Genomic DNA, 14,529 nt, shown 5'->3' on the forward strand with positions numbered 1-14,529 from the left:
TCCGATGACGACGGAGGATGACGCTGATCTCCACAGGGTGCTGATACCCGTGACGATGCCGATGAACAGGAGAATTACACCGCGGGCGATCATGCGGTCCTCCGATTTCACTGTGACGCTCCATCCAGCCTAGGCGCGTCCGGCATCAGCGGCGTGCTGTGCCCGGTGATGCCATCCCAGTGGGCGGGGGAGCCCCTCGGGCGCGCGGCATCGGTCGGCACCGACCGGTTCCGCGGGCGTTCCTACGACCGCAAGTCCTCGCAGCATCACCATGCGCGCTGCCTGTCCCAGCGCGGTTGCCGCGACCGTCAGGCACTGTCCGGCGGATCATGCTTCGGAGTCGAGGGTCCGGAGGTCGTAGAGGTACGAGCGGTCGTTCTCCCTCCGCGGGCTGTCATAGGCGCACGACGATCAGGGCAATGTCGTCCTGGGCGCCGCCGGCCACGTCCAGGTGGGTCAGCAATGCGTCGGCGAGGCGGTCGGGGCTCAAGCGGGCGTAGCGGGCGAGGCCGTCGGTGAGGCGTTGCAGGCCGGCGTCGATGTCCTCGCCGCGGCGTTCGATGAGGCCGTCCGTGTACAGGACGAGGAGGTCATCCGGCCTGTAGGACACGGTCGCCTGGGGACGGGGGATGTGTTCGGGGCGGGCACCCAGCGGAGGGTCGGTGGCCTGGTCCAGCAGTTCGCAGGTGCTTTCGGAGTGCAGGAGGACGGGTGGGTGATGACCGGCGCTGCTGTAGGCGATCTGCTGATTGCGGGTGTCGATCACGGCCTGGACCGCGGTGGTGGCCAGCGCGCCGTCGACCGACCGGGAGTAGAGGCCGAGGACCTCCAGAGACTTGGCCGGCTCGTGGAGGGCACGGACGGCGGCGCTCAGCGCGCTGCGGAGCATGCCCATGACGGCGGCGGCTCCCAGGCCGTGGCCGACGACGTCGCCGACCGCGACGCCAAAGGAGTCGTCGGGCAGGTCCACGACGTCGTACCAGTCGCCGCACACGTTCAGCGATCCGACCGCCGGCAGGTAGCGCACGGCGACATTGGGGTGCCGTTTCAGGTCGGGCGAGTGCAGCATGGCTTCCTGCAGGGTGACGGCGACCTGGCGTTCCCGGGCGTGAGCCTGCCGCAGTTCCTCGTTCAGCCGCTGCAGTTCCCGCGCCCGCGCGTAGAGCTCGGCCTCCATCGCCACCCGCTTACCCGAAGGTCTGTCTGTCGGGCGGGACGGGCGGGAACGCACGAACTCGGTCACGTCCTCCACACGGTGGATGATCCACGCCACCTGCCCTCCCGGCCCGAGCACGGGGGTGTTGATCGGCGACCACCATCGCTCCTCGAACGTTCCGGGCCGGGAAGTATCAGGGATGTCGTACTTCTGCACCGCCATGGTGTCGGGCTGCTTCGACTGCAGGGCCCGGTGCAGCGAGGCGCCCAGGTTCCGGACCCCGTCCGCGGTCGCATCCGCCGGGTTGTCCGGGAAGGCGTCGAACAAGTATTGGCCGATCAGGTCCCGCCTGCTGCGACCGGTGGCGCGCAGGTATGCGTCATTGACGTCCACGATCACCAGGTCGGGGCGCAACACGAGATAGGGGCTGGGCGTGGCCGCGAACAACGCCTCGTAGTCAATGCTCGCTTCCACAGGTTTCACACCGGTCCTTTCCGCGGGGCAAAGGGGCTCTTGCCGAGGCGGTCGCCGTCACTCGAAGCTGAGGACTTCGGTCACGGGTCTGCGAGGTGTCGCCGCGCCTTGGGGGCCGTAGCCGAGACGGAACACCATGTGGACGAAGCCGATCGCGGAACTCGGATCGCGTACGGAGGACCGGAGCTCTGGCCATTCGAGTGGCTGCGACATCAGTGAGGTCGCGAGCCCGCCGAGGGTGGCCTGCAGGAGCACCCGTTGCATTGCTTGCCCTGCCCGTAGCCAGTCCGCCGGAGTGTCCTGCACCGTGCCGAGCAGCGCGATCTGCGGATGCTCCTCGAACACGGCCACGGCACGGTCCGGCTCCCGGCGCGATGGGTCGAAGTCCCTGACCGGGGAGCTCACGCCGTACTGCCGTGGGCCGAGGGCGTCGGCGGGGATGCCGTCGGCGGCGGGCCCCTCATCGGCCCTGGCCGTGCGCGTCCAGGTGGCGATCTCCGCGCGCACGGCCTCGTTCGCAGCCTCGAGCAGCTCGGCATCGTGCACGAGTTCCATCACCGCGTCGGCATGCCAGGCGCTGGGAGTGATCAGCTGGCAGCCTTCCAGGAGAGCGGCGGAGCGAAGCCCGTCGATGATGGGCTCGGGAATCTGCTCGTCGGAGAAGGGGAAGCGGCTGGTGTGCCGCCGCCGTATCGCGCGGTAGAGGTCCGCAAGATCACGGTCCGCACCCTCGGCCTCGTCGAGCGCTACGTCGGCCAGATGCCAGGGAGCCCCGGGGTCGGGAAGCAGCCCGACGGTGGCGGTCCAACCGGCGTGGGCTGCGGCCACGAGCAGGTTGAACAGGGCGGCGCCGCATCCGAGGTGCAGTGCGCGGTGCTCGGCGTCGCTATACGGCAGCGTGCGGTCGGGATCGCCGTACAGCGCGACGGAACGGCTGCCGGTGCGGTGGATGAACCTCCAGGGCTGTGCGTTGTGCATGGAGGGCGCCATCACAGCGTCCTCGACCAGCGACGTCACGACCGCCCTGTCAAGATCTCTGAGGGACACGGCTCATCCCGTCTGTGAGGGATCGCCGCCGGCGCGCGAGCTAGCAGGCAACGATCGTGGCTGTGCCGAAACCACGCCATCGCAAGAACCGCACCCAGCCTCCACACGGCCGCGTAGGCCCGGGCAGACCACGTCGTCCACCGAGCAGAAGACTCGGATCGGCACTTCAAAAACGGCCACGGGCAGCACGTCAGGCATGTGCACCCCCACGGGTTAGGTCGGCTCTTCGCAGCCCCACTCGCATTATCGCAGTGGCGACCGAGCCGCACCTTGCGAGACGACCACAGGATCCGGATCGCCACCCCTGCTGTCATGAGCACGACGCGGCCCCCCTGCTTGGGGCGGACGGATTCCAGTACGCCCGGTCGGTGACGTGAAGGCGGGATGTGACGTCGAAGCGCGGTTCCGGTACCCCGAAAGTGCGACAGCGCAGCCAAGCGAGGGACCAGGGCGGCTGCAGGTCCCCCGTGTCCTGCACAGTCCGCCAAAGGACCCGCCGATCACGTGGCCTACCGAATTCATCTGTCCAGCCGACGCAGTCCGCTTCGGAACCTGGCACCGATCACCCCGGCGACAACTAGCTCGGCCAAGTGCCAACTACCTCGAAGAGTCACAACGGCTGTGACTGAGCAGGCGAGTTGGCGCCGTTCGCCAAGCGAGGTGCTCAGCGAGGCGCCGCGCGCGAACGGCGACGGCGTGCCGCTGTCAGTTCTCCCGGCTGCTGTGCCCGGAGGCGGCACCGTCTCGTGTCGCCTTGAGGTTGGCCTTTTTCACCTTGTTTCCGCAGGTCGACACGGAGCACCACGTCGTCGCCCGCCGCGGCTGGTGTCCACGAAGAGTCCTCCGCAGGTGGGCTGCTCACAGCGCTTGATGACACCGTCGACGTCGCCGCCTAGCGTCGCGACGGCGTCCACGGCGACGATGGCGAGGGCCGCGCGTACGGGGTCGGTCTCCCGCAGCCGCCACTGCGCACGCACGTCGCCGGAATCGGCACCGGCACGCTGTCCAAGGCCGCCGTCGCACTGGTCTCGCAGGCCGCGTCCGCGGGCACACGCGCGCAGGCCCTCGCGGCCTTCTTCCTCGCCGCCTACACGGGCCTCGTCGTCACCTCCCTCGGGCTCGGCGTCGCCGCACAGCTCACCGACCCGACGACAGCGACGCTGTGGTTCTCCGGTTTCCTCGGCGTCCTCCTCACTGTGATCGTCTTCCTCGGCCGGGCAAGCGGCGTATCCCGTCACCGGGTTTCACCGTGACCCGCACCCCGACCCACCGACAACCCCGCCCCGCCCACACCCAGAGCACGAACACCCCCAACTGGCACATACCGCAGAGAGAACCCATGCCCGCGACCACCCCCATCCGCCCCCTGACCGGCTTCGGCACCGTTAACGGCGTCCCCTGGCTCCCCGACGGCTTCACGGACGTCTTCGACAGCACCCTGGTGCGCGTCGGAGAGGTCGAACTGCACACCGTGCAGGGCGACGCGGGACGGCCCCTACTCCTCGTCGGCGGCTGGTCGCAGAACTGGTACGTGTGGCGCTTCGTCATGCCGCGCCTGGCGGAGCACTTCCGCGTCGTCGCGGTCGACCCGCGCGGCGTCGGGCGGTCCGACAAGCCCCACGGGGGATACGACACCGGCACCGTGGCGGCCGAACTCGCGGCCCTCATGCGGGAGCTCGGCCTTGACCGCTTCGCGGTGGCCGGACACGACATCGGCATGTGGCTCGGCTACGCCCTCGCCGCGGACCACGCCGACGCGGTCGAACGCCTCGCCCTGCTCGACGCCACCATCCCCGGACTCGCGCCCGACATTCCCTTCTTCGGCTCCGAGGCACAGAACGACCTGCTGTGGCACTCCGCCTTCAACCGCAAGCGGTCCATCAACGAACTGCTCGTCAGCGGCCGCGAGCACATCTACTACGGCGACCAGTTCCGCCTCAAGGCCGCCCGCCCGCTGCCGGACTCCGCGGTCGACTTCTACGTCGAAACGATCGCCCGCGACCCCGAGGCACTATGCGCCAGCTTCGACTACTACCGGGCCACCGACGACAACATCGCTCAGAACAACCGGCGCAAGCAGCATCCACTGACCATGCCGGTCCTCGGCGTCGCCGGAGCCTGCGGACAAGGCGAACGACTCGGTGCCCTCCTCGGCCCCGTGACCGAGCGCCTCAACAGCGTCGTCATCCCCGACTGCGGGACTACGTCCCCGAGGAGAGCCCCCGGCGCCCTCCTCGATCACCTGCTCGCCTTCCTCGGCCTGTGACTAAAGAAGTCATCTCATTTGAGATGCCTTCCACCGCCACCACACCCGCCGGGGGGCTGACTGCCTGTAGACGGGTGTCCTTCGCTCTTCGGGGGCGCGCCGCAGGACCGTCACCGGCGGCGCTCCGCCCGCGGCAACGGGAGTCAGGCGAAGGTTCGGCGCAGATGCGCCGTCAGGCGTTCCGGTACGGCCGGGTGGAAACGGCCGGAGAGGTAGCCGTCCGGGCGGATCAGGAGGGCCTCGCCGTCACGCGGCCCATAGGCGTCGTGGAACTCGCCCGCCGCGTCGCGCACACGCGGCGGGCGCAGGCCGACCGGACGGGCGTCCTCCGGTACCTCTGCGGCAGTGACCAGATAGGCGTCGAGAAGGCCGTTGGCGGCGCGACGCGCCTCGGCAGCGCAGGCCTCGAGCCGGGCGGCTCCGTCGCCCGAGGCGTGCTCCGAGCCCGCGAACAGCAGCAGCACGTGCCGCGGGGTGCGCAGCAGGTCGAACAACCGCTGCGGGTAGGTGGCGAGGTCGCTCAACAGGCCGCGGCAGTCCGGTGCCCGGTCGCCGGGTCCGGGACCGGCCTCGGGTGTGCCGTCCGCCGCCTTTGGCTGGATCAACGGGCTGTCCGGGTAGGCGACCAGCAGCTGGGCCTGGCGCCGCAGCGCCATCTCGGTGTCGGCGCCGTTGTTGAGGGGGCCGGCACCGGCCTTGCGGACGCTGCGGGCATGGCGGACGGTGCGGTCGACGACTTCCCGCGCGACCGGGTGGCGTTCGGCGTGATAGCTCTCCAGCACGTCGTCCGTGGCCAGACCGCGGACGGCCAGGGCCAGCTTCCAGGCGAGGTTGTAGGCGTCCTGCACACCGGTGTTCAGACCCTGTCCACCGATCGGCGGCTGGATGTGTGCGGCGTCCCCGGCGACGAAGACGCGGCCGTTCCGATAGCGGTCCACCATGCGATGGCTGGTCCGGAAGGCGGACGACCAGCGCAGCGTGGAGGCGGTCGTCACCTCCGGGGAGAGCCGGTCGAGCACGGCCTGGATCTGGTCGAGGTCCAGACCCTGGCCATCACCCAGCTCCAGGACGGTCCCGTCCGGGGTGCTCGAGCCGTCTTCGCCCTCAGCTTGGGCGTGGGGGCGCAGCATCGAGAGCCAGTAGCGCCGAACGCCCGACATCGGAATGCAGACGAGCATGTCGTCCATCTCACCGTTCGCGTCCAGGTTCACGGACCGAATGCTGTAGCCGGCGGGCAGTTCCCAGTCGACCTCGACGTCGCCGATCATGTACTCCTCGGGGAGGGCATCGCCCTCGAAGGTCAGCCCGGCCGCCTTGCGGACCAGGCTGTGCGCGCCGTCGCAGCCCACGACGTAGCGGGCGTGCAGACGCTCGATCCGGCCGTCGCCGCGGGCGAGAACGGCTTCGACCTCGTGCGGGCGCATCTCCAGCGAGCGGAGCTCGGTCGACCGCTCCACTTCCGTGCCAAAGCCCGCAAGGTGCTCGGTGAGCAGCCGCTCGGTCTCGTACTGGGGCAGTGTGGCGAAGGGATAGGGGATCTCGGGCGGCAAAGTGAGCTCAACCCGGGGGCGAGGCTTGCCGTCGATGTAGACGAGCTGTCCCAGGTGTGGCACCGCCTCGTCCAGAACTCTGCGGACCAGGCCCATGGCGTCCCACACCTCCAGCGTGCGGGGCAGGACGCCGATGGCCTTGGCATAGGGGTTCGGGACGGCCAGCCGATCGACGATGCGGCAGTCCACGCCGTGCCGCCGCAGTTCGGCCGCCGCCGTCAGGCCCACTGGGCCCGCGCCCACCACGAGTACGTCGACATCGGCCATGATCAGGCTCCCTAGTTTGTCCGGATTGGTTCCCGAGCCAGTGGGCTTCACCAGGTTGCGCCGACCCGAAAGGGTTGACGGTCCCCCACGGTGCGGAGCCGGTGGAATCAAAACCCTTTCTTTGCCAATCACTTACCGAGCCGGATGAGATGACGCCTCATAAGGATCCGGCCAGCCATCGCCAAGAGCAGGTCCTGGAGACGGCCCGCTGTCCACCTGATCGCACGTCAATGACCGGGTCAACCATGCGACACGAGCCACTGGATCGCGGAGAGCCAAGGGGCCCGCCCGCCCTGCAATGCTGACGTCGACGACGTATATGCGCTTTCGCCCTCGAAGCACGACCACCCGCGACAGTCGGGGTTCGACGGCCTGCAGTCCTCCATTTACCTTCTTGATTGGCTCCACAATGTGACTACCGGCCTCCGGGGCCGGCAGGACTCCCCATATTCCGCAACAGCTCGATACGCAGAGAGCCTGCGTGACGTCACCACCGTGCCCGGCGGGAGGCTTGTACGCACTGAGGCTGGGTACTCCGGTGGTGCAAGTTCTCCGGGGCGGGTTCGGCAGTGAGCCCGGCCCGGTCCCATCCCCGCCTATCCAGGTGGCCGGGAGGGCTACCCCGCCATGGGGGCGAGCTGCTCGAGGTCTTGACTGGCACGCACGCAGTTCAGAACGCTCAGGCATCCACGTCGCGGGCTAAATCGGGCCCCCGACCGCCCACGCCAGCCCACCATCCTTCTCACAAGGTGCAGGGGGCGTACGGCCAGAAGAAGTCGCGCGGCAAAGCGTGACCGCCCCAGCGGATTGAAACGGCGACGCCGGGCACGTGGGAGCAGATGGATACCCTTCTCGCGCTGGCTTCTGCGATCTGCTACGGCTTCGTCGACTTCGCCAGCGGGAGGCTGTCCCGTCGGGTTCACTTCGCCGTGCATTGGGCGCGAACGTCGGCACCACCGTGACGACGAGTCTGGTCGCCCTGACCTTCATCGGCGACCGTGCAGAGTTCCGCAGGGCGTTGGGCGCCTCGACCGTCCATGACTTCTACAACTGGCTCGCGCTGCTGATCTTCTTCCCGATTGAGCTGATCTGGCATCCGCTGGAACACATCAGCGGGACGTTGACCAATGCTCTGTACGGCACGGACTGGCTGCCGAACCCGGCCCACTTCAACTTCATCCGGGCGGCCACCAGACCGGTGGAACGCGGAGTGATCCACGCGACCTCGCACGTCAGCAGCACACTCGGTCCGCTGTTCACCATCGTGATCGGCGCCGTGTTGGTCCTGGTCGCCGTCCGCTACCTGGGAAAGCTGCTCAAACTGCTCATGGTCGGCAGGGCCCGCGACATTCTGATCAAGGCCGTCGGCCGCAACGCCTACCTCGCCATGGCATCAGGCATGGCAGTAACCGTGGTCACCCAGTCCTCGACCATCACCACGTCCGTGCTGGTCCCCTTCGCCGGAGCAGGCATCCTCACCCCGGCGCAGGTTTATCCCGTCGTCGTCGGTTCCAACCTCGGCACCACGTTCACGGTGGTCTTCGCGGCGTTCGCAGGCGTCGGACAGGACGCGAAGATCGGCCTGCAGACAGCCTTCGTGCATCTGATCTACAACCTCTTCGCGATCTTCGTGATCTACGTGATTCCGCTCCTGCGCCCCGTGCCGCTGTTCTGCGCCGAGAACCTCGCCCGCATCGCCTCCGAGCACCGGTGGGTCCTCGCCGTCTACCTCGGCACCGTCTTCATCGCACTGCCCGCCCTGGTCATCGTGCTGGTGGGCGTGCTCTGAGTACGGCGTCCGACGGCGGAACCCGTCAGGGCTCAGTGCGCTAGCTAGGGGGTTTTGTTTGGATCACGCGGGCGGAGATCTTGTCCCATGGTCGGGAGACTCCACAGGCGGTGCACGTATACGTGCGCCGCGAGAGAGGAGCGCGCCCCGTCGCCGCCCGACGGAATTGTTCAATCGCCAACAGGACGGCTTGCTGGGCGGGCTGCGCCATCAGTGATGGGCTTCCAGCCGCGCTCGCCCATCAACGAGGTCTCTTTGCGCCTCCCCCCGGGGGGAGGCCCGAGATGCTCTGCCCACCAGAACTGAGGCCGCCCATCACCGGGAGTACTACCGGACCTGGGTGCGTCAGTCGCTCGCGGCGCCTGCGGATTGCCGGCCGCAGGCCCGTTTCGAAGACGCCGCCACTTACCCACCGTGTCCTGAGGGAGCGCTGCGGTCGTGAGGCCGCCGACGCTGCCGAGAGCTATCTGCGTGCCAGCGCGACGCAGCATGTATGTGCCGCACCACCGGCAGCTGCGGTACGCGTACGCCCGGTGCACCATGCCGCTTGAGCCGCCGTGTCAGTGGACGCCCGATTCGTGGTCGGCCTTGTTTCGGCGGACACTGGAGGGAAGGCCCACAACGGTGCTTCGGACCGGAGGCATCGACCGCGAGTGGCGTGCGGCTTCCTGGTCGATGACGGTCCGGCGAATCGCTCCTCGCGGGCGGACCAACAGTCCCATCCGTTGAGGAGCGTTCTCACATGTTCACGGACCAAAGGCGTACCGCCCGGCGACACGGCCCTTCCGGTCGCGCACACGACGACAGCCCCGACACGGCGGACGCCTTCGCTCACCTGGCCGGCCTCGGCGAAGGACTTGAGCGGGACCTGTTGTGTGAAGAGGTCGTCGAGGCGTGGCTGCCTCTGGCGCACCGTATCGCCGCCCGCTTCCGCGACAAGGGGGAGAGTATCGAGGACCTCCACCAGGTCGCGGCCATGGGACTGCTCAAAGCGGTCAACAATTACGACCCGCAGCGTGGCCGGTTCGAGCCCTACGCCGTCCCCACCATCACGGGTGAGCTGCGCCGCCACTTCCGTGACCACATGTGGGATGTCCACGTCCCCCGGCGCGTGCAGGACCTACGCAACAAGGTCCGCCGAGCCCGCCGTGACCTCGCTCAGCAGCCCGGAGCCGGCTCGGAACCCAGCGTGGCCGCCATCGCCACTCACACGCACCTGACCGAGGACGAGGTCCGCGACGGCCTCAAAGCCATCGACGGCTTCAGCGCCCTGTCCCTGGATGCGGGGCTCCTGTCCTCAGGCGACGAGTTCAGCCTCGCCGACGCGCTCGGGGCACCCGATGCCGCTTACGAGATCATCACCGACCGCGAAGCCGCCAAGGCCGGCCTTGAACACCTCCCGGAACGGGAGCGCGCCATTCTCTACATGCGGTTCTTCGAGGACATGACACAGAGCCGAATCGCGGAGAAATTCGGGATCTCACAGATGCACGTCTCCCGCCTCATCCACACCAGCTGCCAGCGCGTACGCGAAGAAGTCACCCACGACTGGCAAAACGAAGACGCTCAGGCAGCAGCCTGACGCTCAGCACCCCCGACAGGCCCGGCGCGCAGGTAGTTCCCGGCGCGGGCGTCGGCGTCGAGGCCGTGCCGCAAGGTCCCGCGGCCGACCCCACTTGGCCTCGCAGATCGGCGTCCTCGGGCCCGTAGCCGCTCTGTCTCAATGGCTCGCGCTCCGAAAGAACCGGTGGCCGGAGCCCCTTCCGGCCTTCACGTACCCACAGCCGCTCTCGGCTGTGCCGATCCCCCGCTTCGCCGCAGCCACTTCCCCACAGGCAGCGGCGCTGCAGTCAGTCCAACCTCGGATGGCCACCACGCGTCTACTGCCGCTACACACCGCGCGACCGGTCCGCCATGTATTGCATGGCTATTTCCGGTTCACCCGCATTGATATGGGCACTTGGTTGTGAACTAGGGGCCGAACTTTCTGGAGGTACGGCATGGCGGTACGGCATCGCCTGATCAAGGTGACTCCGGAGACCGTGTGGTCCGTCCTCGCGGACGGCAGCCGATACGCGGAGTGGGTGGTGGGAACGTCCGCCTCAGAGCCGGTGCGGGGGCAGTGGCCGCAGGTGGACTCAGCGATCAGTTACGAAGTTCGCCTGGGCCCTCTGCGGCTCACCAACGAGACGGTTGTCCGGGAGTGTGAGGAGGGCTCCGCTCTCGGGTTGGAGGCGCAAGCCGGCGCACTGGGAACGGCGCGGATCGCAATCGAGCTCCGCCCCTGGGGAAGGTACTGCCTCGTCATCGCGGACGAGCACCCGCTGCAGGGAGCGAGCGGACTACTCCACAACGCAGCGGTGGAGGTGCTCATCCAACTACGGCACCGAGCGATGCTGGCCCGCCTCGCTCGCGTATGCGAGGAGCAACCCCAGGCCGAACAGCTGGAAGACCTCCACAAGGGGCGCAGGGCGGCAGTTCACGGCGCCGGCGGCGGCCATGCCTGACGCGGTGGTGATCGGAGCCGGCCCCAACGGGCTGGTGGCGGCCAACCTGCTGGCCGACGAGGGATGGAGCGTGGAGGTACTCGAGGAGCAGGCCGAGCCCGGTGGCGCGGTGCGCCACAACAGGGAGGTCGACGCCGATTTCGTCAGTGACCTCTTCAGCTCCTTCTATCCCCTCGCGGCCGCGTCACCGGTGCTGGCGCGTCTTGGTCTCCAGGACCACGGTCTGCGCTGGAGCCACGCGTCACGCGTGTTGGCTCACCCGCTCAGTGACGGCAGGTGTGCCGTTCTGGCCCGCGGGATCGACACCACCGCCAGCTCTCTCGACGCCTTTCACCCGGGCGACGGGGACGCCTGGCGACGTCTGCACGAGATGCGCGAACGCCTTGGCCCCGACATTCTGGACGCTTTGTTCACCCCCTTCCCTCCGCTGCGCGCTACGGCCCGACTCGGCGTGAGGCTGAAGGCAGCCGGCGGCCTGCGGATGGCCCGCACCCTGATCCTGCCGGTGCGCCGTATGGGGAACGAAGAGTTTCGGGGGGAGCGCGGCAAACTGCTGCTGGCCGGGAACGCGCTGCATGCCGACCTCCCACCGGAAGCAGCGGGTAGCGGAGGCTTCGGCTGGCTGATGTCCATGCTCGGTCAGACTTGTGACTCCTCCCCCTCATAAATTGAGGGGGCTTCTCGCTACGCCGGTGCGGCTTCGCGACGGACCAGCCCGGCCCGTAGAACGTTCAGGGCGCCCACGGTGTCCGCGTGCGCTTGGTGGCCGCACGAGACGCAGTGGAACTTTTCCTGTGTGGGCCGGTTCTCCGCGCTGGTGTGCCCGCATTCGGGGCATTGGCGGGAGGTGTTGCGGGGGTCCACGGCGATCACTTCCCGTCCGGCGCTTTCAGCCTTGGCGGCCAGGATCGTCAGGAACACCCCCCATCCGGCATCAGAGATCGAGCGGTTGAGTCCGGCCTTCGCGCCGGCCCCGTTGGACAGGAAACCGCCCGGCATCCCGGGGTCGGGCTTCGGCACGGCACGGCACGCCGGACCATATTGCGAATCCTGAGGTCTTCGTGCGCGATGAAATCGTGTTCACGCACGAGATCAAGGGCGGTTTTGTGGGCGTGGTCGAGGCGCTGGCGGCGCACCTTACGGTGCAGCTTCGCGACCTTCTCGACCGCTCGCCGGTGATTGGCAGTCCGCCTGTCACGGCGCACACGCGGAAACCTCGACAGGGCCCGCTGTGCGGCTTCCAGCTTCGCGGCGTTACTGCGCCCGTGGCGCGGGCTGGGCACGAACTCGCCGTCAGAGGTGGTGAGGAAGTTGGCGATGCCCAGGTCGATCCCGACGAGGGAACCCGTCGCGGGCAGCGGTTCGGGCTGGACCTGCTCGACACTCAGCACGACGAACCACCGACGGCCCTCACGCTTCACACTGACCGTCTTCACCCTGCCGGCCACGGGCCGGTGCTGGTGCACCCTGACGTGCCCGACCCCTTGCAGCCGGACGCGCGTCACCGGATCGTGCGGCGTGGAGTCCCACCGGCAGCCGTCCCCGTCCTTCGGGAACTCCACCGTGTCAAACCAGTTCACCCCACGAAAACGCGGATAGCCCGGCTTCTCACCCGACTTGACCCGACGGAAGAACGCCCCGAACGCCCTGTCCAACCGCCGGAGCGTGGCCTGCTGTGAGCTGAACGACCAGCGGCCCTGACGTTCCGGATCGAAGGACCGGATGTCTTTGAGCTGTGCGGACTGCTGCCCGTACTTGATGCTGGTCTTCGAGGCGTGCCGGTGGGCGTCACGGCGTTCCTGCAAAGCGCCGTTGTAGAGGGAACAGTGATCACGCAGCATCTCGCCCAGCGCCTGAGTCTGCCGCACGGTGGGCCGCATCAGGAACTTGTACGCACGCATCACCCGGCCCACCCCCTTCGGTTCTTGTGAGCAACCTAGCCGAGGCCACTGACATTGATGCTGATACTCGGGTTCCGGTGGTCGTGGCTCTGCCACTGACTGACGCCCTGCTGGGCTGTCCTCGAGTTGTTCTGTCCGGTCGCCGGGACCTGTTCTCATGGCTCCGGCCGGGCGGAACATGACCTGATAGGAGCTTGGTCCAGAAGCCCCCTCAATGTCCTGTCTGCACCACCCGGCCGGTGCCCACCTTCGGCTGGGAAGGCAGCATCAGCATGACATCAGCGGTCGCGGACGACACCACGGACAAGGTCGTGTTCGGCGGGGTCGATTCCCATGCCGACACCCTCCACGTCGCGGTCATCAGCGACAACGGCGGTCACCTCGCGGACGCCGAGTTCGCCACCACCGCCGCCGGATACGCCGCCGCCCTCGCCTTCCTGAACGCCCACGGCCACGTGATCTCGACCGGTGTGGAAGGCACCGCCTCCTACGGGGCCGGCTTCACCCGCGCCGCCCGCTCGGCGGGCCTCGACGTCGTCGAGGTCAACCGGCCCGACCGGGCCGAACGCCGCCGCATCGGCAAGTCCGACCCCATCGACGCTTACGCCGCCGCCCGCGCCGCCCTGTCCGGACGGGCCTTCAGCGCACCCAAGGACGACACCGTCGCCGGCATACGCGCGCTTCACAACGCCGCCCGCTCCGCCGTCAAGGCCCGCACCGCCGCCCTCAACCAGATCACCCACATCCTCGTCACCGCACCCGAGAGCATCCGCGCCAAGTTCGGGCAACTCAAGGGAGCCGACCGGACCGACGCCCTGGCACGGCTGCGACCGGCCGGGGACGCGGTCCACACAGCGGTCCTCACCGCGCTGAAGAGCCTCGCCCGGCGCGTCAAGGAACTCACCGCCGAACACCAGGCCCTGACCCGGGCCCTCGACAGCGAGGTCACCGCCGACAACCCCGGTCTGCGGGCCGCCCACGGCGTCGGCCCCGACACCGCCGCCCAGCTGCTGGTCACGGCCGGAGGCAATCCCGAACGCCTGCGGACCGAGGCGTCCTTCGCCGCCCTCTGCGGAGCCGCGCCCGTCCCCGCCTCCAGCGGCCGCACGAACCGGCACCGCCTCTCACGAGGCGGCGACCGGGCCGCCAACGCCGCCCTCTACCGCATCGCCCTGGTCCGCATGTCCAGCGATCCCCGCACCCGCGACTACGTGGCACGGCAGACCGCCGCCGGCCGGACCAAGAAGGAGATCATCCGGCTGCTGAAACGGGCCATCGCCCGGGAGATGTTCCGCTGCCTGACCACCACGGTCACCATCCCAGGCATCGCCGACCTACGACCCCTGCGGCAGTCGAAGAACATCACCCTCACCGCAGCGGCCCAACAACTCGGGGTCTGGCCCGCCACGATCTCCACCCTCGAACGCGGAATCCGCCGCGACGACGACCTCGCCAACACCTACCGCGACTGGCTCACCGCCGCTTGACAGCCAATAGGAGCATCAACCCCTCCGCAGACGGAACACCCGTGCACGCATGACCGGTCAGAGCAGCCCCGAGATGCGTTTCCCG

9 protein-coding genes and 2 pseudogenes are annotated in these 14,529 nt (G+C 68.5%); 6 read left to right on the top strand and 5 right to left on the bottom strand.

The genetic code is table 11. The features are described 5' to 3' along the window. Nucleotides 1–394: 394 nt before the first annotated feature. The 3 genes from OG456_RS39410 to OG456_RS39420 form a co-directional block, all read right to left on the bottom strand. Entirely contained in the window at nt 395–1,630 is a 1,236-nt protein-coding gene (locus OG456_RS39410; protein WP_266569892.1) for a PP2C family protein-serine/threonine phosphatase, read from the bottom strand. A gap of 57 nt (nt 1,631–1,687) precedes the next feature. Further along, the gene (locus tag OG456_RS39415; protein WP_266569893.1) at nt 1,688–2,608 is read right to left on the bottom strand and encodes a nitroreductase family protein; all 921 of its coding nucleotides are present in this window, start codon (nt 2,606–2,608) and stop codon (nt 1,688–1,690) included. A gap of 839 nt (nt 2,609–3,447) precedes the next feature. Continuing rightward, complete coding sequence (locus OG456_RS39420) at nt 3,448–3,915, bottom strand: CGNR zinc finger domain-containing protein (RefSeq protein ID WP_266569894.1); 468 nt, start codon at nt 3,913–3,915, stop codon at nt 3,448–3,450. 101 nt (nt 3,916–4,016) lie between these two features. Here OG456_RS39420 and OG456_RS39425 point away from each other — a divergent pair, with 101 nt between their 5' ends. Further along, a complete protein-coding gene (locus OG456_RS39425) occupies nt 4,017–4,943 on the top strand; it encodes an alpha/beta fold hydrolase (RefSeq protein WP_266569895.1) in 927 nt (308 codons plus the stop codon). Nucleotides 4,944–5,086: 143 nt separating this feature from the next. Here OG456_RS39425 and OG456_RS39430 read toward each other — a convergent pair whose 3' ends face one another. Continuing rightward, a complete protein-coding gene (locus OG456_RS39430) occupies nt 5,087–6,760 on the bottom strand; it encodes an FAD-dependent monooxygenase (RefSeq protein WP_266569896.1) in 1,674 nt (557 codons plus the stop codon). Between the two features lie 958 nt (nt 6,761–7,718). Between OG456_RS39430 and OG456_RS39435 the strand changes: the two genes are divergently transcribed. From OG456_RS39435 to OG456_RS39450, 4 genes and pseudogenes are all read left to right on the top strand, one after another. Further along, nucleotides 7,719–8,549: a Na/Pi symporter gene (locus OG456_RS39435; RefSeq protein ID WP_266569897.1), complete on the top strand. Its 831-nt coding sequence runs from the start codon at nt 7,719–7,721 to the stop codon at nt 8,547–8,549. Between the two features lie 742 nt (nt 8,550–9,291). Further along, on the top strand, nt 9,292–10,131 hold the full coding sequence (locus tag OG456_RS39440; RefSeq protein WP_266569898.1) for a SigB/SigF/SigG family RNA polymerase sigma factor: 840 nt from the start codon (nt 9,292–9,294) through the stop codon (nt 10,129–10,131). A gap of 418 nt (nt 10,132–10,549) precedes the next feature. Next, on the top strand, nt 10,550–11,056 hold the full coding sequence (locus OG456_RS39445; RefSeq protein ID WP_266569899.1) for an SRPBCC family protein: 507 nt from the start codon (nt 10,550–10,552) through the stop codon (nt 11,054–11,056). Continuing rightward, nucleotides 11,049–11,702, top strand: a pseudogene (locus tag OG456_RS39450) (phytoene desaturase family protein); the annotation flags it as partial. The gene OG456_RS39445 and the pseudogene OG456_RS39450, both read left to right, overlap by 8 nt. Nucleotides 11,703–11,740: 38 nt before the next feature. On the opposite strand, the pseudogene OG456_RS39455 reads toward OG456_RS39450, so the two are convergent. After that, a pseudogene (locus OG456_RS39455) lies at nt 11,741–12,960 on the bottom strand (RNA-guided endonuclease InsQ/TnpB family protein). A 269-nt stretch (nt 12,961–13,229) separates the two neighbouring features. On the opposite strand from OG456_RS39455, the gene OG456_RS39460 reads away from it, so the two are divergent. Then, nucleotides 13,230–14,444, top strand: a complete 1,215-nt coding sequence (locus tag OG456_RS39460) for an IS110 family transposase (protein ID WP_266569900.1) — start codon at nt 13,230–13,232, stop codon at nt 14,442–14,444. Nucleotides 14,445–14,529 lie beyond the last annotated feature (85 nt).

Origin of the sequence: Streptomyces sp. NBC_01446, from assembly GCF_026340095.1 — a bacterium.
GTDB classification, from domain to species: Bacteria; Actinomycetota; Actinomycetes; order Streptomycetales; family Streptomycetaceae; genus Streptomyces; species Streptomyces aureus.